We start from the raw sequence: 20354 nt of genomic DNA, 5'->3' as shown, positions 1-20354 counted from the left end.
GGTATATCTGTCTTTATTGCAAAATAGTTCTCAAATATGCAGAAAAAGTGCAGTTTTGCATCCTATACAGGAGGGAATGTCAACGTAAAAATGCTGCCTTTTCCCAGTTCGCTGTCAAGTTCTATACAGGCGCCCAGATAGGCCGCGCCGTGCTTCACGATAGAAAGTCCCAGACCTGTCCCGCCGCCGGAATGGCTCTTATCCACCCGGTAGAACCGCTCGAACACCCGCTCCCGCAGCTCCGGGGGGATGCCGATGCCCGTGTCCGCCACCGTCACTCGCTCCCCCTCCGGCGTGGAGGTCAAGGTGACCCACACACTGCCGCCAGGCTTGTTGTACGCGATGGCGTTATCACAGAGATTGTAGATGATCTCCTCTATAATCTGGGGAACGCCCCGGACGGGGCCGACGCTGCCCTCCACCGTCATGGTGACCCGCTGTTTCTCTGCGGCAGGCGCTAATTGGCGCAGAACTTCTTCCGCCATAGCGTGAAGATCCACCATCTCCCACGGGGCTGCGGTGTCGCCCTCATCCAGGCGGGAGAGCTTGATGATGTCGTTCACCAAGCCGATAAGGCGCTGGGCTTCCCGGCGAATGTTGCCCGCGAAGTGGGGGATGTCCTCCGGCTTCACCATGCCGTTTTCCAGAATCTCCGCCGTGCCCAGGATGGCCGTCAAGGGCGTTTTCAGTTCGTGGGACACATTGGCGGTGAACTCACGCCGTAGGGCCTCCCGCCGCTCCTTCTCCGTCACATCCAATACGATGAGCACCGCGCCGGTGACGGCGCCGTCCTGCTCCACCGGGTTGGCAAGCACCCGGCAGCAGGTGTCCTCCCTCTCCAGCAGCTCTTCCCTGCGGCGGCCCGCCAGGGCCTCCTCCACGCAGCGGCGGAAGCCCGGCTCCCGGTTCAGGGCCAGGACGCTGTTCTCCTCCACCGGGGTCAGGGCGTCCAGCAGCCGCAGAGCGGCGGCGTTATAGGACAGCACCCGGGTTTCCCGGTCAATGATGAGCAGGCCCTCGCTCATATTCTCCGTGATGGCGGCGAATTCCTCCCGGCTGCGGCGCAGGTCCTCCATCTGGCGGCTGATCTGCCGCTTCTGGCTGCGGAGCTTGCCCACCAGGGGCGCCAGCTCCTCATAGCCAATCTCCTCACCGGGGTCGTTCAGATCCATAGCGTTGATGGGCTCCACCAGCTGTCGGGCCAGGCGGCCTGCCAGCCACAGCGCCAGGCAGAAGGCCAACACCATCACCAGCGCCACAGGCTGCAGCGCCTGAAGCACCAGCATCCACACGGAATACTGAGTATCCGACACCCGTAGCACAGAGCCGTCGGACAGCCGCAGGGCGTAGTACAGCGTCTTTTGAGCTAATGTATCCGAATACCGGGCGGCGTGGCCCTTGCCCAGCAGCAGCGCCTCGTGGACCTCCGGGCGGTCGGCGTGGTTCTCCATCCGGGTGGAATCCTCCCGGTTGTCCCAGAGGACGGCGCCGTCGGCGCCCACCCAAGTGACCCGGCAGTCGTTGGGGAAGCCGTCCTCTAGGTACTCCACGCCCTCATGCTCGACACCCAGGGCGATGTAAGCGGTGCGGCTGGAAAGCTCGTCCAGGACCCGATCCTGAAAATAGCCGTGGAGTACGCCCACGATGAGTACCAGACTTGCCAGCAGCACCGTCAGCGCCACCGTCAGGATAGCGCGGAAGATCCGTTTTGTCATAGGCCGTCCTCAGCTTTCCCGGCTGATCTTGTAGCCGTAGCCCCGGACGGTCTCGATGTAGGCCCCCGCCTCCCCCAGCTTCTGCCGGAGGGTGCGGACGTGAACGTCCACTGTCCGGCTCTCGCCGGTGAAGGCGTAGCCCCACACGTCCTCGATGAGCCTCTCCCGGGAGAGCACCTGCCCCCTGTTTTTCAGCAGCAGGCACAGCACCTCGAACTCCTTCTGGGTCAGCGCGACCTCCTGACTGTTCACCGTGACAATGTGGCGGATCTGATCCACGGTCAGCACGCCGCAGTGGTAGGTATCTGCATCCCGCTCCGTCCGGCGCAGCAGCGCCCGGATACGGGAGAGCAGCTCCATCATGCCGAAGGGCTTTGCCAGGTAGTCGTCCGCCCCGGCGTCCAGGCCCAGGACCTTGTCGTACTCCGTGCCCTTGGCCGTCAGCATGATGACCGGCAGCCGGCAGGTCCTGGCGGAGGAGCGGAGGGTCTTCAGCACAGAGATGCCGTCCTCTTCCGGCAGCATGATATCCAGCAGTACCAGGGAGGGGATACGCTCTGCCACGGCCTTCCAGAACGCGGAGGGGCGTTCGAAGCCGCGGGCCTCCATGCCCTGGCTTTGCAGGGTGTAGAGAACCAAGTCCCGGATGCTGTCGTCGTCTTCCAGTAAGTAGATCATAGTTGCCTCCTATGTAGGTCCGCCCGCAGGCGGGCCAGCACGCCTTAAATGAGCTGCTGCTCGTTGATCATCAGCTTGAACTGCAGTCCCAGCTTCTCCGCCGCCTTCCGGCAGAGGATCATACGGCCCATGAAAATCTCAAAATAGTCCATGACGGAGCCGTACTTTGTATCCACCGACAGCTTCAGCTTGATGAGCGTATGCTCCTCGTTGATCTTCAGCTGGGACTTTTTCACCGAGTAGTTCACCCGGTCATGGATGTCGAAGGTGGCGGGGTCCTGGTTGCGGACACGACTGCGGCGGACGTCGGACTTGTCCGCCAGGATCAGCGCCGCCGCCACGGCGTTTACCGGCTGGCCGGTACCCTCGTCGTGGTTGCCGATGGCGGTGACAATGGTGGCGATCTCCTCCGGGTCGCAGTTCAGGTTGTCCAGAATACGGAACGCCATCACCGCGCCGGACTGGGAGTGGTCCACCCGGTTCACCAGGTTGCCGATGTCGTGGAGAAACGCGGCGATGCGTGTAAGCTCCACCGTCCGGGCGGGGTAGCCCAGGGTCTCCAGAATGTAGGCGGCGTTCTCCGCCACCATGGTGACGTGGGCGAAGCTGTGCTCCGTGAAGCCCAGAGCGATGAGGGATTCGTCCGCCCGCTGGATATAGGTGCGGATGGCGGCGTTGTTTTTCACATCTTCAAAGGTCAGCAATGCCGGTCTCTCCTTTCGGCGGGAGCGGCATCGCCGACTCCCTTTAATTATTTGAAGGGTGTATACCTGTAATGGAATATTCCACCCATTCCGCCACATTGGTGGCGTGGTCACCGATGCGTTCCAGGTACTTGGCGACCATCAGTAGATCAAGACCCTGCTGGCCCCAGGCGGCATCGGCGGCGATCATGTCGATCAATTCCCGCTTGACCTGCTCGAACAGTGCGTCCACCCGGTCGTCGGCGGCGCAGACGGCACGGGCCAGCTCCAGATCCTTCTTCACGAAGGAATCCACGCTGTCGGTCACCATGCCGATGACCGCCCGGGTCATGTCCGCGATGTGCAGCACGCCGGAGCCGTCCGGCACCCGGACGTAGGAGACCAGCTCCGCGATGTCCGCCGCCTGGTCGCCGATGCGCTCCAGGTCGGAGATCATTTTCAGGGCAGCGGAGATCTCCCGCAGGTCCCGGGCCACCGGCTGTTGTTGCAGCAGGAGCTTCAAGCACAGGTTTTCCACCTCCCGCTCCCGGCGGTCCAAGTCCCGCTCCGCCTCCAGGGCGGCGGGCACCAGAAAATCGTTACCCTTCAGCAGGGCCTCCGCCGCGGCGGAAATGGCGTCCTCGCAGGCGGCGCCCATCTGGATCAGCTCCACATGGAGCCGCTGCAGCTGCTCGTCAAATTTGTTTCGCATATCAGCATCCTCCTTATCCAAACCGGCCTGTGATGTAGTCTTCCGTGCGCTTGTCGGTGGGGTTGGAGAACAGATGCTCCGTCTTGCCGAACTCCACCAGCTCTCCCAGCAGGAAGAAGGCCGTGTTATCTGAGATACGGGCGGCTTGCTGCATATTGTGCGTCACCATAATGACAGTATACTTGCTTTTCAGCTCCGCCGCAAGGTCTTCAATCTTGGAAGTGGAAATGGGGTCCAGAGCGCTGGTGGACTCGTCCATCAGCAGCACCTCCGGCTCCACCGCCAGGGCACGGGCGATGCACAGCCGCTGCTGCTGGCCGCCGGAGAGTCCCAGGGCGCTCCTTTTCAGGCGGTCCTTCACCTCGTCCCAGATGGCCGCGGCGCGGAGGGATTTCTCCACGATCTCGTCCAGCTCCACCTTGGAGCGGACGCCGTGGGTCCGGGGGCCGTAGGCCACGTTGTCATAGATGCTCATGGGGAAGGGATTGGCCTTCTGGAACACCATGCCGATCTGCTTGCGCAGCCAGGTGGGGTCCACACCGCTGTCATAGATGTTCTGCCCCCGGAAATCTACCTCGCCGGTGATCTTTACGGAGGGGATCAGGTCGTTCATGCGGTTCAGCGTCCGCAGAAAGGTGGACTTGCCGCAGCCGGAGGGGCCAATGAAGGCCGTGATCTCATGCTCCGGGATGTCCACGTTCACACTGTGGAGGGCATGGTTCTGACCGTACCACAGGTTCAGGTCTTTTGCCTGCAAAATCGTTGCCATATCATTCTCCCTTTTTCAGTTTCTTCCCCGCGTAGTTCGCGGACAGGTTGATGAGGAAGGTCAGCACCATCAAAATCGCGGCGATGGCGAAGGCCACGCCGGTCTCGCCCCGCTCATTGGCATAGACGTACAGCGCCACCGTCAGCGTGGCGGAGGAGGACTGGAGGGCGGTGAAGAAGTCGTTCAAAATCAGGCCGAAGCCTGCGGTGAACAGCAGCGCCGCGCTCTCGCCCACGATGCGGCCCACCGCCAGAATGCAGCCGGTGACGATGCCGTCGATGGCGTTGGGCAGCACCACGGTGCGGACCATGTGCCACTTCCCCGCCCCCAGGCCCAACGCGCCCTCCCGGTAGGACTGGGGGACGGTCTTGAGGCTCTCCTGGGTGGTGCGGACGATGGTGGGCAGGATCATGATGACCAGGGTCAGTCCGCCCGCCAGGATGCCCGGCGCAAGGCCCAGCTTCTGGACGAAGAACAGCATACCCACCAGGCCAAAAATGATGGAGGGGATGCCCGTCAGCGTCTCGGTGGCAAACTCGATGACCTCCACCACCTTATGGTTGGACGCGTACTCCGTCAGGTAGATGGCGGCGCCCACGCCCAGGGGCAGGACGATGAGCATGGCCACAAAGATGATATAGAGGGTATTGAGGATATTGGGCAGGATGCCGATGGTGTCCTTGATATAGCTGGTCTGGGTGGTCAGCAGCTCCCAAGTGATGTTGCCGAGACCCCGGTAGAAGATATAACCGATGAGGAACACCAGCAGGGCGCACGTGACGCCCGCGCAGAGCCACAGCAGGGCCCGCAGGCCCTTATCATAGACCTGGCGGCGGGGGGATAGCTTCTGTTCCACGGCTCAGTCCTCCTTCTTGTTCTTGATAAACACGTTCAGCAGCACATTGATGAGCATGATGAACAAAAACAGCACCAGGCCGATGGAGTACAGGGCATTGCGCTGGAGGCTGCCGTAGGCGGCATAGCTCATCTCCGAGGCGATGGCGGTGGTGAGGAAGCGGACGGAGGTGAACAGCCCCGGCATATTCGCCACGTTGCCCGCCACCATGATGATGGCCATGGCCTCGCCGATGGCCCGGCCCACGCCCAGGACGACGGCTGTCGCCACACCGCTACTGGCGGCGGGCAGGGACACCCGGAAATACGTTTCAATTTCCGTGGCGCCCAGGGCCAGGGACGCTTCCTCATACTCCCGGGGCACGGCCCGGAGGGCGGTCTCGGAGACGTTGACGATGGAGGGCAAGATCATAATGGCCAGCACGATGATGGCCGCCAGCAAACAGGCGCCGGAGCTGAGGCCGAACAAATTCCGGATGGCGGGCACCAGCACGATCATGCCAACCAAGCCGTAGACCACGGAGGGGATGCCCGCCAGCAGTTCCACGGCGGACTTGATGACCCGGGCGGCCTTGGGCGGCGCCACCTTCGCCAGGAACATGGCGGTCATCAGGCCGATGGGCACACCCAGGACCACCGCCCCGGCGGTGCCGTAGACAGAGGTCAGGATAAAAGGCAGGATGCCGAAGGAAGGCTCCACCGTGGTGGCGGTGGGGGCCCAGGTCTTGCCGAACAGAAAGTCCACCAGGCCGATCTCCCGGATGGCAGGCAGGCCGGAGACGATGAGGTAGATGCTGATGAACAGCACGAAGGCAACCGCCACCACGCCGCACAGCAAAAACAGCAGGTGGAAGAACCACTCCATGGCCTCCCGGCTGTTCCGCTTCTGTCCGGTTCCGCCGCCCCGTTTCTTTTCCGCTGTCCGCTGCCGGGCGGGCATCCGCAGTGCGTTTTCCATTTCCATGTTTGAAACTCCTTCCAGTGACGGGAACGGCCCTCACCCTGTTTTTGAGGGTGAGGGCGTTCCCAAGAGGGGGTGGGATGTTTGAGGAATGATTCAGGCCACGGGCACGGCGCCGGCGGCACGGATCAGGTCATTTGCGGCGGAGGAGGTGGCGAAGTCGAAGAAGGCCTGAGCCTGGGCGCTGAGGGCCACGCCGTCCTTGGTGACGAAGACGAAGGGACGCTGAATGGCATAGCTGCCGTCCAGGACGGTGTCCTCGGTGCACTCCACGCCACCCACGGTGACGGCCTTGACGGTGTCCTTCAGGGCGGACAGGGAGGCATAGCCGATGGCGTTGGGGTTGCCGGCCACAGCCTCGATAACGGCGCCGGTGGAGGTCAGCTCCTGATCCATCTTGCATGCGTCCTTGGTCTCGGTGATGGACTCGAAGCCGTCCCGGGTGCCGGAACCGGCCTCACGGCCGATGCAGGAGATGGTGCCGGCGTCGCCGCCCAGCTCGCTCCAGTCGGTGATCTCGCCGGTGAAGATCTTGGCGATCTGCTCCACGGTCAGGTCAGCGACCTTGTTGGCGGGGTTCACGATGACGGCGATGCCGTCCAGAGCCACGGTGGTGCCCACCAGGCCGGAGGCCTTCTCCTCGTCCTTCAGGCCGCGGGAGGACAGGCCGATGTCGGCGCTGCCATTGGAAGTAGCCTCGATGCCGGCGCCGGAGCCGGTAGCGTCATAGGTGATGGAGACGCCGCTGTTGTCGGACATGAACTGCTCGCTCAGAGCGCCGATGACCTTCTCCATGGAGGTGGAGCCGTTGGTAGCGACGGCGCCGGACAGGGCGGCAGGCTCTTCCGCTGGGGCGGGCTGTTCGGTCTGAACAGGCTGCTCAGTCTGGGCGGGGGTCTCCTGCTTGCCGCCGCAGGCGGCCAGCAGGCTCAGAGCCATGGTCAGGGTCAGCAGAATGGCAAATACTTTTTTCATCACAATGATTCTCCTTTTTTCATATGTCTGTTGCTTCATGCCACGGGATTAGTATAAGCAGCCCGGCGTAAAATCCGTCACCATGCCTATGTTAATCCTGCGTTAAATTGCTGCAATACATGAACAATCACTTCAAAAGTGCAACTGCAAATAGATAAGCAAGGCTGTATTTGGCATAATGCCTTGGGACAGCCCTGCTTATTTATCGTTGATATTCCCTTTGATTTGGTAGAAATTTCTCCAATTCCTCCCGTGGGATTTTGCCCAGCAGATGTTCCAGACGCCTGTACCGCCGTTCCAGTTCAGAAATCTTCAGACGCTGTTCAAAGCTGCGATTGCGTTCTTCATTCAATGCACTTCGAAGATCTTCATTGATTCCTTTCTGAAAGTTCTTATCCTGCCGTTCGCGGGTAATAGCGTCTTTCATGCGGCCGTTTTTCCTTGGAATGGCGGGCAATTATGCAATAATGGAAATATGCGTTTGTAGGAATAACTCCAATGTCAGATCTCTCTGCCAACCTTATTGCCATCTGCCACTGCGTGCATGATGTTGCCGGGACTCTTCTTGGCATCGCCGATCAAGTAGACATCCTTCCCACAATCCTGCAGGTCGGTATACAAACTATTGTTCTCGACAAAGCCTGCAGCAAGCACGACTGTATCTGCCGGTATCTCTTCCGACAAGCCGTCTTTTTCAATGACGACGGACTTTTCCTTGATCTCCTTGACTGCGCTGGAAAGATGAATATCCGCCTTGTAGTAGTTGAGCAGGTCCTCCAGCATCAGAACCACAGCGGCAGACACAGGCTCTGTACCACCCGCGATGAGCCCGCCAAGGAATTCAACGACAGAGACCTTTCTACCCGCTCTCAGGAACTCATAGGCAACCTCGCAACCCACCTGGCCGCCGCCAACAACAACGACATTGTCTCCGATCTCAGCGTTGCCCAGCAGTGCATCCACAGCGGTAGTCACGTTTGCGTTCTTGACTCCGGGGATATTCGGGATTTTGGCAGACGCGCCGGTAGATATGACAACCGCGTCAGCATCCAGTTTCTTGATATCCTCTGCGGTCAGATTCTGATTCAGTTCGACTTTCACACCGGACTCCTGAATCTCCTTTTCAAACCACGTCAGCAGTCTTCTCGAAGCAGCCTTGTACAACGAGGCTACCCGTTCCGTGCAGAAGCACGGCTGGCTGCCGGGACTGTTCCGGGGCATCATTCAAAAGGCAAAGGAAATCCTGATGGGATTGATCCGGGAGACGGAAATCCCGCCTAAGCCTACGCTGTCCGTTGACATGGCGGAGTACCGCAAGATGCAGAAACTGATGGTCAAGGTCCAGGACGAAGCCAGGGCGGTCAAGCAGCTCATGCACGGGGAACTTCCCAAGCTGGAGAAGCAGCTTGCAGAGGCGACCGGGCTGTTCAAGGGCAAGGAACGCAAGGCCCTGCAGGAAAAGATTACAGGTATACAGCAAGAGATCGACCGTCGGATGGACCGGTTGCCCGGTATCCTGAAAGAGGACGGCTATCCAGACGTGCAGGCGTTCAAACGGCTGTATGACGACGCCACGAGCCTTGTGGAGCAGTACAACCGCGATCTGGCCGCATGGGAGCGGCAAGTCCACGGAGGGCAGCAGCCCCCGCCGGCACCGCCTGAAAAGGAGAGCATCCACAAGAAACTCCGGGACATGGAGGCGGAGACCAAGCGGAGGAACGATGCAAGGCGGCAGCAGACCCGACATCGCAGCCATGATTATGACAGAGGACGCTAAGACAGAAAAATACACCGCAGGAAGGCCCCTGCGGTGCGTACATAGAAACTGCCCTGCAAGCCTCAAACTTGCAGGGCATAGGCAGAAACACAGCCTATGACCTCATACACTGTGGACAAATCAGAAGTGTCCGCATCGGACATCAAATTCGAGTTCCGAAAGATGCGCTGCTGCAATTTTTGCATGTGGCTGATAATTGACCAAATGCCATTCAGGGCGTATCATATTTTTGTGGTACGTTCTGCGTGGCGGAAGGAGGTTATTTATGCCACGCAAAAATACAATGGGCCGTGCCGCTAACGGCAATGGTTCAATAAGAAAGAAGACCCAAATTAAAAATGGAAAAACCTATACCTGGTGGGAAGGTCGTATCACCACTGAGCGTGATCCCGGCACTGGGAAACAAATACAACGATCAGTGAGTGGAAAAACGCAAAAAGAAGTCGCACAAAAACTCAGGGAAATATCAGTTGAGATTGACAAAAGGACCTATTTAGCCCCTACAAAGCTGACTGTCAAGGACTGGCTGGACACTTGGGTAAAGGAATACTTGGAGGATATAAAACCATCCACCAAGTATCTGTATACAAGGAATATGGAAATGTACATCATCCCTAACTTAGGGTCTGTCAAGCTGGACGCTCTGACCTCCCCCATGGTTCAGGCTCTCTATAACCGTCTGCACAAACCTGACAAAAAGGATGTCAAGCCACTATCAGCCAAGACTATCCGAAGCCTCCACGGAGTGCTTCACAAAGCGCTACAGCAAGCAGTACTGAATGGATATATTCGAGTGAACCCAACAGACGCCTGCAAGCCACCCCGTGTAGTAAAAAAGGAAATTCAGCCACTTGATGAAACTCAGGTTTCCGAATTTCTAAAAGCCATTCAAGGCCATCCCCACGAATACCTGTATAAAATTACGTTGTTTTCTGGGATGCGTGAGGGGGAAGTACTTGGCCTCACATGGGACTGTGTAGACCTAGAGCATGGAACGCTCCTTATCAAGCAGCAACTTCGCCGGGAACAGCAAAAGGGCGGCAAGTACTATTTCTCACCGCCCAAAAACAATAAAAGCCGGGTTCTCTCCCTGGCCCCGTCTGTTGTTCAGTTGTTTCGCTTGCAGAAGCTAAAGCAGAATGGGATGCGCCTAGAAGCCGGGAACAGCTGGGAGGAAAACAACCTGATTTTCTCCAACCAGACCGGAGGCTTTCTTTCCTACCGCACTGTCTATGATTGCTTTAAGCGAATTGTAGACAAGATCGGCTCTCCCTCTACCCGATTTCACGATTTACGCCACACCTACGCTGTTCTGGCAATCAAAAGCGGAGATGACATCAAGACTGTTCAAGAGAATTTGGGCCATGCTACCGCCGCTTTCACACTCGATGTCTATGGACATGTGACTGCTCAAATGCGAAGGGACAGTGCTGACCGTATGGAACAAGTCATCAAGAGTGTTTCGGCTGGATAATTGAAATAAGGGAGAAAATAAGGGAGAAAAGTCAAACAGGCAGCAAAAAACCTCCCAAAGCCTTGCGGCTCTAGGAGGTTATCTGGTGGACGATACAGGACTCGAACCTGTGACCCCCTGCACGTCAAGCAGGTGCTCTAGCCAGCTGAGCTAATCGTCCGAAGCGGAACAAATATAGAATACACGGCCCGACCCGATTTGTCAACACTTTTCTTGCGCTTTTTGAAAAAATTTGATATACTGCATCCAACAGCTCACAAGGAGGTCTGGAATATGCGGAAGATCGCGCTGGTGACCGGTGCATCCCGGGGCATTGGCCGGGGCATCGCCCTGCAATTGGCCCGGGAAGGCTGGGATGTCTGCGTCAACTACATCCAACAGCGGGAATCTGCGGAAGCCGTGGCGGCCCAGATCCGCTCCATCGGCCAGAACGCCATGGCGTATCAGGCCGACGTGGCCGACGGCGAAGCCGTAAGCGCAATGGTCCACGCCGCGGAGGCGCAGCTGGGTCCGGTCACTCTGGCGGTGAATAACGCCGGCATCTCCGGGCAGGGCCTGTTTCAGGACACCTCCGACGAGATGTGGGACCGCCACATGGCCGTCAACCTGGGCGGCGCCCGCAACGTCATCCGGGCGGTGCTGCCCCACATGCTCTCCGAAAAGTCCGGCTGCATCGTCAACATCTCCTCCATCTGGGGCCTGCGGGGCGCCAGCTGCGAGGTTACCTACGCCTGTTCCAAGGCCGCCGTCATCGGCCTGACCCGGTCTCTGGCCCTGGAGCTGGCCCCCTCCGGCATCCGGGTGAACTGCGTGGCCCCCGGCTGCATCGACACGGACATGGTGAAGGTCCTGGGGGACGAGACCCGCTCCATGCTCATTGAGGAGACCCCCCTGGGTCGCCTGGGCACCCCGGAGGACATCGCCCACGCGGTGGCCTTCTTTGCCTCGGACAAGGCCTCCTTCCTGACAGGCCAGGTCCTCACCGCCGACGGCGGCTTCATTGTCTGATGGATCAAATGGAAGAGCGCGGACTTTCGTCCGCGCTCTTTTTTACGCCTTTCCGGGCAGAGGCAGGGCATGCATGATGACACGGCCGAAGCACACCAGCCCCCGGCTGCTGCCCGGCAGCAGCACGATGTCCGCGTCGGCCCGGGCCCGGTTCAGGGAGAACAGGTACACCACCCCCGCCGGGTCCTTATAATACTGCTTGCAGAACATATCCCCGTCCACCCAGAAGATGCCCACATCCCCCGGCCCCAGAGGGTCCCGGTTCACGTAGGCCACGGAACCGTCGGGAATATAAGGTGCCATGGAATCCCCCTGGATGCGGACCGCGAACTCCGCCGCCTGGGGGACATCTTCTGTCACGGGGATGCTGTCGAAGTCCTCGCCGAACACCGGGGCCGCGTAGCCCGCCGCCGCGGGACTGCGGTACAGGGGGATCACCCGGGGCTCCCGGCCGGAGCGGCTCTCCTCCACCTCATCCCGGTAGGCGCACAGGGCGTCCACCACGGAGCGGACCGTCTCTTTCCCCCTGGGGGACAGGCCCCGGTAGCCTTCCAGCAGCTGCTGCTCGCTGTGGGTCGGCACCCGGCCGCCCTCCCGGAAGCTGTCCCGGAAAAGGGTGTTGGGATCGGTCTCCAGGCAGTCAAACAGACGGAGCATGACCTCCTCCTTGGGGAAGCTGATGCCCGCCTCGTAATTGCCCACGGTGGATTGGGACACCCCCAGCAGCTTCGCCAGGGCGGCCTGCGAAAGGCCCAGCGCTTCCCGTTGTTCCTGGATCCGCTTTCCAAGGCTCATGGTCATTCCTCCCTGCGTCGTTTTTCTTTATCATATGCGATTTTTTTGGTTATGTCAAATTATTTTAACAAGTTTCTTGTTAAACCCCTTGACTCAATCGAACATATGTGCTATATTTTCAATTGCAAACAAGATTCTTGTTATTTTGTACTTATATAACAAGTTTCTTGTTTGTTGCCGTACCGAGCAGAGCCCCGCTCCCCTTCGAATCCACCAAACAAAAAAATACCGACCACCCTGATGGGTGATCGGTATTGGTGGGGGAAGGTGGATTCGAACCACCGAAGTCAGTGACAACAGATTTACAGTCTGCCCCATTTGGCCGCTCTGGAATTCCCCCATATGAACTTTGGAGCTGGTGGACGGATTCGAACCCCCGACCTGCTGATTACAAATCAGCTGCTCTACCGGCTGAGCTACACCAGCAAGTACATTTCCAACAGCAGGATTTATCTTACCAGAGGAAAACGTTTTTGTCAACAGCTTTTTTCATCTTTTTTATTTTTAAAGGAGGGACCCCTTTGTACCATGTTCACCGCCGTCCCGGACGGCAAACCACCCTGCGCTGCACCCTGTGCGGCCGCGAGATCACCACCGGAGAGGAATACTGGGCCTGCAACGGCAGCCGCATCTGCGCGGGCTGTCTGCCGGAATTTGCCCGCCAGGAGCTGGCCCCCTGCCATGAGACCCGGGGAAAGGAGGCTGGCCTATGACCCTTCTGGAAATGTCCGCCTATTACGCCGACAGCGCCGCCCTGATCCGCACCCGCATAGCGGAGCTGCGGGCCGCGGAGCGGGCGGAGACCGACCCGGACGCCGCCCGGCGCCTGCGGCTCCGGATCGAGACGCTGCGCCCCCTGCTGCGGGAGACCCGGGAGCTGGCGGTGCTGACCGCCCGATACTATGACAGGAGTTATCACAAGCATGAGAAATATACCCTTTGATACCCGCAGCAGCGAATGGATCGGCGACATGACCGTCTGGCTCCGGGAGAACAGCGAGGACAACCAGCTCCAGCTGGAGCGGCTGCGCCGCAACCTCCGTCTGGCCAGGGAGCAGGAGCTGACCCCCTGCCAGCAGCAGGTGCTGGAGCTCCGCTATGAGCGGAACATGTCCGTCACCCAGATCGCCCGGCATCTGGGCGTCAATGCCTCCACCGTCTCCCGGACCCTGCGGCGGGCCCAGGAGCGGCTGCGGCGGTATTTGCAGTACACCTTATAATTTCTCTTGAGCTTTTCTCCGGAAGCCCGTATAATCGAAAGCAGAAGGGCATCCTAATACCTGACAGGAGGAAGCGTTTCATGCTGTACAACACACTGCACAACCGATGGCTTCGTCTGGTGGCTGCCGTGGCGGGCGAGTTCATTGCCGCCGCCGCCATGAATCTCTTTATCGTCCCCCTGCATCTGTACTCCGGCGGCGTCATGGGCGTCTGCCAGCTGATCCGGACCCTGCTGCAGGACTATGCCGGGCTCAGCTTCGGTGCCCACGATATCGCCGGCATCCTCTATTTCCTGGTGAACATCCCCATTCTGATCCTTGCCTACCTGAACCTGGGGCGGGGACTGGCGGCGCGAACCATCATCTGCACCTTGTCCTATTCCTTCTTTTACAGCATCATTCCCGTCCCCTCTGCCCCCATTCTGGAGGACTACCTCACCGCCTGCCTGCTGGGCGGCATCCTCACCGGCATCGGCAGCGGCATCGTTCTCACCTGCGGCTGCAGCGGCGGCGGGCTGGACGTGGTAGGCCTGTGCCTCAGCAAACGGGGCAGCGGTTTCACCGTGGGAAAGTTCTCCCTGACCTTCAACATCTTCCTGTACACCGCCTGTCTGATCCTCTTTGACCCGGCGGTGGCCATCTACTCCGTGATCTACAATTTCTTCACCGTCATGGTGCTGGACCGGATGCACCAGCAAAACGTGAACGTGCAGGCCCTGATCTTCACCCACGGTGACGAGCACAAGCTGGGCCAGTACGTCATGGAGAAGCTGGGCCGGGGCGTCACCTACTGGAGCGGCACCGGCGCCTACACCGGCGAGGGCGTTCACGTGCTGTGCGTGTGCCTTTCCAAGTACGAGATTGAAGAGATGCTCCACGCCGTCCACACCATCGACCCCAACGCCTTCTTCACCGTGCAGGAGGGCGTCCGGGTGTACGGCAATTTCCGCAGAAAGCTGGACTGATCCCATGAACACGAAAGAATCCATCGCCGTCCTGGCGGGCACCCCCGTGGACACCCAAATGGGGGTGGAGGTGCTGGGCGGGGCCGGATTGACCGGTCTCCCCTTTCCTCTGGCAGAGGACCCCCGGCATCAGACGGCCTTTCAGATCTCCTCCGACGTTGAAAAGCAGGCAAAAGTCCGTTCCGTTCTGCAGACCGCCATGGACCGTGGCTGTCGGAAAGCCTTCGTATACTGCAACTCCCTGTCCTCCGCCGTGGACTTTGAGCCGCTGGCAGCGGAGACGGGCATGCGGATCGTGACGCCTCTGGAGGTCTATCGCTCCCTGGCGGGGCAGTATCGCCGCCTGGGATTCATAGCCGCAAACGCCCAGGGGCTGGCGGGCATTGAGCGAACGCTGTACGGCGCCAATCCGGACCTGGAGCTGCTGGGTGCCTGCCTGCTGCCGGCGGTGCTGTCCATCGAGGCTGGCATGGACCCGGCGGAGCTGGTGGCCCGCCACCGGCTGGCGGAGCTGGCCAGCTGGTTCCGGCAGTGCGGCATGGAGGCCCTGCTGCTGGGCTGCACCCACTTTCCCTACTTCAAGGAAGCCCTGGCCACCCGGACAGAGCTTCCCCTTCTGGACCCGGCGGTGGAAATGGTCCGGCGCATCCTTACATAAAAGCATAAGGGCAGGGAGTGTCGATGACACGCCCTGCCCTTTTCTATGCTGAGGACCTTCTCCTCCTAATGAAAAAAACAGGACATCCAAACCGGATGTCCTGAAACTCAGGGCTCCCGCCGGAACCCATCTTCCCGCCCTTCGCAAGGAAAGGGGTGTGTGCGGGGAAAACCTTTGCGGATCACACCGTTGCGGCATTACGATTTGCGGCCCTTAAAACAGGCCGCAAATCGTGCCGCTGTCTCGAAACAGTCTCGCTTCATCCGCCGCCGGCGGCGCTTCGCCTGTTTCCCCTGCGCGATTTGAATCAACCCGCCGCAGCGGCCCATTTTGCCTTGGCAAAATGGGAAAGTTCCAAATAAGAATCCCCATCCTTTCGGATGGAAAACATCAGGGCTCCCGCCGGAACCCAGCGCAGCGGTTCCGGTGGGAAAGCGAAGAAAAAGTCTGTTCGGCGCATGAAAAAAGTCTTAAGGCTTTTTTCATCGCCTTAAGACTTTTTCTGAGCTGGAGCGGGCTACGAGGCTCGAACTCGCTTCCCGGCATCCCACGAACCGCCTGCGGCGATTCGCGGGAACCCTGCCCTACCTCTGATTGAATATGCGCTTCGCGCATAGAGGTGGAGGCAGCGAGTTCTCTCCCTCTAACGAAAAAACAGGACATCCAAACCGGATGTCCTGTTTCAGTTGGAGCGGGCTACGAGGCTCGAACTCGCTACCTCCACCTTGGCAAGGTGGCGCTCTACCAGATGAGCTAAGCCCGCGGAACAGGGTTTATTTTAGCAGGCGTTTCGCTCTTTGTCAAGCATTTTCTTTGAAAATTTCAATTTTCTTTGCTGGGCGTCTCCGGTGTCTCCTCCGGAGGTGTTTCCCCCTCCGCCTCCGGGTCATCTTCCCCGGTCTCCGGGGTCTCCTCCACAAGTGCCTCCGGCGGGTCCAGCAGGAATTCCAGCAGGCCCACCGGCCCCTGGGTGGGATAATAATTCACCACCCACATGGGGGTCTCCGTCAATTCCCGTTCCTCCCGGAGCTGCAGGATAGCGCTCTCCACTTTTTCCCGACCATCCGCGCCCCAATAGCCGATGCGAACCGCCAGCTCCGTTTTTCCGGCCTCCAGAGCGGATTCCAGCAGGCTGGACACCGCCTCCGGGCTGGTGGCATTCACCACCGCCTGCAGTTGCTCCGCCGTGCGGCGGTAGCCGATCTGCAGCGACACCTCATAGTAGCTCCGCTGGGCCTGGGCCGAGGAGGTGATATACGCCACCGCGTAGGCTCCCAGAGGTGTCTCCTGCTGGATCTCCACCGTGGCCCGTTCCAGAATGTCCGCCACGGTCAGGTCATCCTTGAAGTTATACAGGCGCAGCGTGGCCTGCTCCGCGTGCTGGCCGATCAGGATCAGCAGGTCGTTGACGATGTCCTGATAATTCTCCGCCCGCAGGGTATCTGTTGTCTCGCTCTCCCAGAACTTGCTGCTGTGAGGCTCTGAGGTGCTGTACTCCCGCTCCAGCAGAGGGGCGCACCCTGTCAGCAGGCAGAGGGCCAGCAGCAACATCGCCAAACACCGTTTCTTCACAGGACGCGCCTCCTCTCTTTCGCAGATATCAATAGCCCAGGTCCCGGTCGATCAGCACGATCTCCGTCTCCATGCCGATCATGGGTCCCCACAGGACCGTCAGCGCCCGGCAAATGCGGTCCGGGCTCTTACAGTCATAGCAGTGGTCCCCCTGGACACAGGGGGTCTTCATCTGCTTGCGCTGTGCGTTCTTCGGTGCCGCGGTGTTGCGGGCCCGGAACAGGGCCTCGTCATAGGTGGGGGCGATCTTGTTGCGGCCTGCCACCAGATACACCTTTTCGTGGCCGTACAGGGTGGATGCCACCCGGTTGCCGATGCCGTCGATGTTGATGACCTCGCCGGTCTCCGCCAGGCCGTTGACGGAGGTCACATAGACCTGGGCCTCTGCCGCCTCCGGTCCCAAGGGGAAGCCGTGGAGGTGGGAGTAGACCTGATTGTGGGTCCGCAGGCGCTCCCAGAGGTCCATGGCCTCTAACGTCATGGAGCCGCCGAAGCCCACGGTCCTGCCGTCGAGGTTGGCGTCCAGATAGTCCGCCGCCGCTTCCGCTGTTTCAAACACGCTGACGGTGAACCCCCGCTGCCGCAGGGCCTCCGCCGTCCGTTCCAGACTGGTCATAAGCCGTTCCTTCCTCACATGCCCAGGTCTTCATCCACCAGGATGACTTCCGTCTCCATACCCATCATGGGACCCCACAGGACCACCAGGCCCCGGCAGATGCGCTCCGGGCTCTTGCAGTCGTAGCAGCGGTCACCCTTGACGGCGCAGGGGGTCTTGCGGCCCAGCCGCTGGGCGTTTTTGGGGCTGGCAATGTTCCGGGCCCGCCACAGGGCCTCGTCATAGGTAGGGGCCAGCTTGTTGCGGCCGATGACCAGATACACCTTCTCGTGGCCGTACAGGGTGGAGGCCACCCGGTTGCCGCTGCCGTCGATGTTGATGATCTCGCCGGTCTCCGCCAGGCCGTTGGCGGAGCTGAGATATACCTGGGTCCCCATGGCGGCCTTCCGCTCCTCCTGGCCGTTCACCCAGTGCCAGTGGACCTCATTGTGGCTGCCCAGCAGCTCATACAGGCCCATGTCCTTCAGCGTCACGGAGCCGCCGAATCCCACGGTCTTGCCGTCAATGGCCTCATTCAGGTAGGCGGCCGCCTCTGCCGCCGTTGCAAAGGTCCGGACGGAAAAGCCCCGGGTCTCCAGATTCTGTTTCACGGTATCAAACATCTTAGATCGTCTCCTTTCAGTAATTGCTGTATCCTTCTCCGGGATGGGCGGTGCCTTCTCAGTCCAGCAGGCCCAGCTGCTGCTCCTCGGAGTCCTCCTGCCGCAGCAGGGCGCCGGCGGCAGGGACCGCCCGGACCCGGTAGCGGCTCTGGTTTGCGATGGAGGTCTCCTCCAGGGGCTTCACCGCCTCCAGATGGTACTTAGGCTTCATGTGCATCACCGCCACGCCCTGGGTGGTGCGGGTGGTCTTGGGAGCCAGCAGGGCGGTGTGGAAGATCAGGCAGCGGGGCTCATTGGAGTACACCGCCAGCTCGCAGTCCTGATCGATGCGGCGGATGGCCGCCAGGGGCGACTTGTCGGAATAGGCGCCGGTGAGCTTGCGGCGGTTGGAAGTGGTCTTGTAGGCCGTCAGGTCCACCCGGGCCGCCTTGCCGTTTTCGAAGAAGAACAGCAGGGCCCCGGCGTAATCCGGTCCCGGCAGCACGGCGTAGACCGGCGTCTCTCCCGGGTCCATGCCCAGCTTGGCGGGCAGGTAGTCGCCAAGGACGCTGGCCTTGGTGTCGTCGAACTCGGAAAGGCGGGTCTTGTACACCTGACACTTGTCGGTGAAGAACATGATCTCGGCATTGGAGGTGGTCTCGAAGGACTGGCGCAGGCCGTCCCCCTCCTTGTACTTCTGTTCGCCGCTCATGCGGAGAGACAGGGGCGTGATCTTCTTGAAATAGCCCTCCCGGGACAGGAAGATGTTCACCGGGTATTCCTCCACAGATTCCTCTTCCGCATAAACTTCGATCTCATGGCCGTAGACGATGGAGGTCCGGCGGGGCTCGCCATACTTTTTGGCGGCCTCGTTCAGCTCTTCCACGATGATCTTCTTCACCCGCTTGGGGTTCGACAGGGTGTCCTCCAGGTCGTCGATCTCGTCCCGCAGGGCGTCGGTCTCCCGGGTGCGCTTGAGGATATACTCCTTGTTGATGTTGCGCAGCTTGATCTCCGCCACAAACTCCGCCTGGACCTGGTCGATGCCGAAGCCGATCATCAGGTTGGGGATGACCTCGGCCTCCTCCTCCGTCTCCCGGATGATCTTGATGGCCTTGTCAATGTCCAGCAGGATGCGCTTCAGGCCCTTGAGCAGGTGCAGCTTGTCCCGCTTCTTTTTCAGCACGAAGTAAATGCGGCGGCGGACGGATTCCGTGCGCCAGGCGGTCCACTCCTCCAAAATCTGCCGGACGCCCAGCACCTGGGGGCTGCCGGCGATGAGCACGTTGAAGTTGCAGGCGAAGGAGTCCTCCAGGGTGGTGGATTTGAAGAGCTTGGCCATCAGCTTGTCGGGGTCCACGCCACGCTTCAGGTCGATGGTCAGCTTCAGGCCGGAGAGGTCCGTCTCGTCCCGCATGTCGGCGATCTCCTTGGCCTTGCCCGCCTTGATCAGCTCCGCCACCTTGTCCAGAATGGCCTCCACGGTGGTGGAGTAGGGAATTTCATAAATTTCAATGAGATTTTCCGCCTTCACATAGCGGTACTTGGCCCGGACTTTTACACTGCCCCGGCCGGTCTCGTAAATTTCACGCAGGGCATTGGGGTCGCAGATCAGCTCGCCGCCGGTGGGGAAATCCGGGGCCAGCAGGGTCTCGGTCAGGTCGCAGTCCGGATTTTTCAGGTAGGCCACCGTGGTATCGCAGACCTCTTTCAGGTTGAAGCCGCAGAACTGGGAGGCCATGCCCACGGCGATGCCGCTGTTGGCGGACACCAGGATGTTGGGGAAGGTGGTGGGCAGCAGGGCCGGCTCCTTCATGGTGTTGTCGTAGTTGTCCACAAAGTCCACGGTGTCGCTGTCGATGTCCCGGAACAGCTCCGCGCAGATGGGGGTCAGCTTGGCCTCGGTGTACCGGGGAGCGGCGCAGGACATATCCCGGGAGTAGCTTTTGCCGAAGTTGCCCTTGGAGTCCACGAAAGGTGTCAGCAATGCGCCGTAGCCACGGGACAGGCGCACCATGGTGTCGTAAATGGCGGCGTCGCCGTGGGGGTTCAATCGCATGGTCTGGCCCACGATGTTGGCGGATTTCGTCCGGGCGCCGGTCATGAGGCCCATCTTGTACATGGTGTACAGGAGCTTCCGGTGAGAGGGCTTGAAGCCGTCGATCTCCGGGATGGCCCGGGAGACGATGACGCTCATGGCGTAGGGCATGTAGTTGGTCTCCAGGGTGTCGGTGATGGGCTGCTCCACCACCGCCGCGTGGAGTCCCAGCACGTTGGCGGGGACAGCGGCCTTTTTCGCCTGCGTTTTCTCGTTTTTCTTCATACCATACCTCAAAAGCG

Annotated in this window: 24 protein-coding genes and 4 tRNA genes; 9 read left to right on the top strand and 19 right to left on the bottom strand. The window is 60.1% G+C overall.

What is annotated here, in order from left to right:
• Window positions 1–62: 62 nt before the first annotated feature.
• The 10 genes from JQM66_RS07910 to JQM66_RS07865 form a co-directional block, all read right to left on the bottom strand.
• On the bottom strand, window positions 63–1715 hold the full coding sequence (locus tag JQM66_RS07910; RefSeq protein WP_235229334.1) for a sensor histidine kinase: 1653 nt from the start codon (window positions 1713–1715) through the stop codon (window positions 63–65).
• 9 nt (window positions 1716–1724) lie between these two features.
• The gene (locus JQM66_RS07905) at window positions 1725–2393 is read right to left on the bottom strand and encodes a response regulator transcription factor (protein ID WP_235229333.1); all 669 of its coding nucleotides are present in this window, start codon (window positions 2391–2393) and stop codon (window positions 1725–1727) included.
• Window positions 2394–2437: 44 nt separating this feature from the next.
• Window positions 2438–3097, bottom strand: coding sequence for an HD domain-containing protein (locus JQM66_RS07900; protein ID WP_235229332.1), 660 nt, complete (start codon window positions 3095–3097; stop codon window positions 2438–2440).
• A gap of 43 nt (window positions 3098–3140) precedes the next feature.
• A complete protein-coding gene (gene phoU / locus JQM66_RS07895) occupies window positions 3141–3788 on the bottom strand; it encodes a phosphate signaling complex protein PhoU (protein ID WP_235229331.1) in 648 nt (215 codons plus the stop codon).
• 13 nt (window positions 3789–3801) lie between these two features.
• Window positions 3802–4557, bottom strand: a complete 756-nt coding sequence (gene pstB, locus JQM66_RS07890; RefSeq protein WP_235229330.1) for a phosphate ABC transporter ATP-binding protein PstB — start codon at window positions 4555–4557, stop codon at window positions 3802–3804.
• A 1-nt stretch (window position 4558) separates the two neighbouring features.
• Entirely contained in the window at window positions 4559–5413 is an 855-nt protein-coding gene (pstA, locus tag JQM66_RS07885) for a phosphate ABC transporter permease PstA (protein WP_235229329.1), read from the bottom strand.
• 3 nt (window positions 5414–5416) lie between these two features.
• Window positions 5417–6277 carry a phosphate ABC transporter permease subunit PstC gene (pstC, locus tag JQM66_RS07880; RefSeq protein ID WP_235229356.1) on the bottom strand — a complete coding sequence of 287 codons (861 nt, stop codon included), beginning with the start codon at window positions 6275–6277 and terminating at the stop codon, window positions 5417–5419.
• Window positions 6278–6469: 192 nt separating this feature from the next.
• Window positions 6470–7348 (bottom strand): phosphate ABC transporter substrate-binding protein, encoded by an 879-nt coding sequence (locus JQM66_RS07875; RefSeq protein ID WP_235229328.1) that lies wholly within the window; start codon window positions 7346–7348, stop codon window positions 6470–6472.
• A gap of 202 nt (window positions 7349–7550) precedes the next feature.
• Window positions 7551–7775, bottom strand: a complete 225-nt coding sequence (locus JQM66_RS07870) for a hypothetical protein (RefSeq protein ID WP_235229327.1) — start codon at window positions 7773–7775, stop codon at window positions 7551–7553.
• 74 nt (window positions 7776–7849) lie between these two features.
• A complete protein-coding gene (locus JQM66_RS07865; protein ID WP_235229326.1) occupies window positions 7850–8449 on the bottom strand; it encodes an FAD-dependent oxidoreductase in 600 nt (199 codons plus the stop codon).
• A gap of 79 nt (window positions 8450–8528) precedes the next feature.
• On the opposite strand from JQM66_RS07865, the gene JQM66_RS07860 reads away from it, so the two are divergent.
• The 3 genes from JQM66_RS07860 (at window position 8529) to JQM66_RS07850 (ending at window position 10599) form a co-directional block, all read left to right on the top strand.
• Window positions 8529–9125 (top strand): hypothetical protein, encoded by a 597-nt coding sequence (locus JQM66_RS07860; RefSeq protein ID WP_235229325.1) that lies wholly within the window; start codon window positions 8529–8531, stop codon window positions 9123–9125.
• 68 nt (window positions 9126–9193) lie between these two features.
• On the top strand, window positions 9194–9325 hold the full coding sequence (locus JQM66_RS07855; RefSeq protein ID WP_235229324.1) for a helix-turn-helix domain-containing protein: 132 nt from the start codon (window positions 9194–9196) through the stop codon (window positions 9323–9325).
• Between the two features lie 65 nt (window positions 9326–9390).
• Complete coding sequence (locus tag JQM66_RS07850; protein ID WP_235229323.1) at window positions 9391–10599, top strand: tyrosine-type recombinase/integrase; 1209 nt, start codon at window positions 9391–9393, stop codon at window positions 10597–10599.
• A gap of 83 nt (window positions 10600–10682) precedes the next feature.
• Here the strand turns inward: JQM66_RS07850 and JQM66_RS07845 are convergent.
• Window positions 10683–10759, bottom strand: a tRNA-Val gene (locus JQM66_RS07845).
• 113 nt (window positions 10760–10872) lie between these two features.
• On the opposite strand from JQM66_RS07845, the gene ymfI reads away from it, so the two are divergent.
• Window positions 10873–11607 carry an elongation factor P 5-aminopentanone reductase gene (ymfI, locus tag JQM66_RS07840; protein WP_235229322.1) on the top strand — a complete coding sequence of 245 codons (735 nt, stop codon included), beginning with the start codon at window positions 10873–10875 and terminating at the stop codon, window positions 11605–11607.
• A gap of 42 nt (window positions 11608–11649) precedes the next feature.
• On the opposite strand, the gene JQM66_RS07835 is transcribed toward ymfI, so the two are convergent.
• The 3 genes from JQM66_RS07835 to JQM66_RS07825 form a co-directional block, all read right to left on the bottom strand.
• Window positions 11650–12402, bottom strand: coding sequence for an XRE family transcriptional regulator (locus JQM66_RS07835; protein WP_235229321.1), 753 nt, complete (start codon window positions 12400–12402; stop codon window positions 11650–11652).
• 255 nt (window positions 12403–12657) lie between these two features.
• A tRNA-Tyr gene (locus JQM66_RS07830) sits at window positions 12658–12742 on the bottom strand.
• A gap of 10 nt (window positions 12743–12752) precedes the next feature.
• Window positions 12753–12828: transfer RNA gene (locus JQM66_RS07825), tRNA-Thr, on the bottom strand.
• 95 nt (window positions 12829–12923) lie between these two features.
• Here JQM66_RS07825 and JQM66_RS07820 point away from each other — a divergent pair.
• From JQM66_RS07820 to JQM66_RS07800, 5 genes are all read left to right on the top strand, one after another.
• Window positions 12924–13115: a hypothetical protein gene (locus JQM66_RS07820; RefSeq protein WP_235229320.1), complete on the top strand. Its 192-nt coding sequence runs from the start codon at window positions 12924–12926 to the stop codon at window positions 13113–13115.
• The gene (locus JQM66_RS07815; RefSeq protein ID WP_235229319.1) at window positions 13112–13345 is read left to right on the top strand and encodes a hypothetical protein; all 234 of its coding nucleotides are present in this window, start codon (window positions 13112–13114) and stop codon (window positions 13343–13345) included. The genes JQM66_RS07820 and JQM66_RS07815 overlap by 4 nt, the downstream gene beginning before the upstream one ends.
• Window positions 13326–13622: a sigma-70 family RNA polymerase sigma factor gene (locus JQM66_RS07810; RefSeq protein WP_235229318.1), complete on the top strand. Its 297-nt coding sequence runs from the start codon at window positions 13326–13328 to the stop codon at window positions 13620–13622. The genes JQM66_RS07815 and JQM66_RS07810 overlap by 20 nt, the downstream gene beginning before the upstream one ends.
• 80 nt (window positions 13623–13702) lie before the next feature.
• Complete coding sequence (locus tag JQM66_RS07805) at window positions 13703–14587, top strand: YitT family protein (protein ID WP_235229317.1); 885 nt, start codon at window positions 13703–13705, stop codon at window positions 14585–14587.
• Between the two features lie 4 nt (window positions 14588–14591).
• Window positions 14592–15245, top strand: a complete 654-nt coding sequence (locus JQM66_RS07800) for an Asp/Glu/hydantoin racemase (protein WP_235229316.1) — start codon at window positions 14592–14594, stop codon at window positions 15243–15245.
• Window positions 15246–15932: 687 nt separating this feature from the next.
• On the opposite strand, the gene JQM66_RS07795 is transcribed toward JQM66_RS07800, so the two are convergent.
• The 5 genes from JQM66_RS07795 to JQM66_RS07775 form a co-directional block, all read right to left on the bottom strand.
• Window positions 15933–16008: transfer RNA gene (locus JQM66_RS07795), tRNA-Gly, on the bottom strand.
• Window positions 16009–16067: 59 nt separating this feature from the next.
• Window positions 16068–16817, bottom strand: coding sequence for a hypothetical protein (locus tag JQM66_RS07790; protein ID WP_235229315.1), 750 nt, complete (start codon window positions 16815–16817; stop codon window positions 16068–16070).
• Between the two features lie 28 nt (window positions 16818–16845).
• On the bottom strand, window positions 16846–17433 hold the full coding sequence (locus JQM66_RS07785; RefSeq protein WP_235229314.1) for a lactate utilization protein: 588 nt from the start codon (window positions 17431–17433) through the stop codon (window positions 16846–16848).
• A 14-nt stretch (window positions 17434–17447) separates the two neighbouring features.
• Window positions 17448–18035 (bottom strand): lactate utilization protein, encoded by a 588-nt coding sequence (locus tag JQM66_RS07780; protein ID WP_235229313.1) that lies wholly within the window; start codon window positions 18033–18035, stop codon window positions 17448–17450.
• Window positions 18036–18093: 58 nt separating this feature from the next.
• A complete protein-coding gene (locus JQM66_RS07775) occupies window positions 18094–20337 on the bottom strand; it encodes a DNA gyrase/topoisomerase IV subunit A (protein WP_235229312.1) in 2244 nt (747 codons plus the stop codon).
• Window positions 20338–20354: the final 17 nt, after the last annotated feature.

The sequence above is a fragment of the Oscillibacter valericigenes genome (assembly GCF_021531915.1).
GTDB lineage: Bacteria > Bacillota > Clostridia > Oscillospirales > Oscillospiraceae > Oscillibacter > Oscillibacter valericigenes_A.
This window is presented reverse-complemented; position numbering and strand designations above follow the sequence as displayed.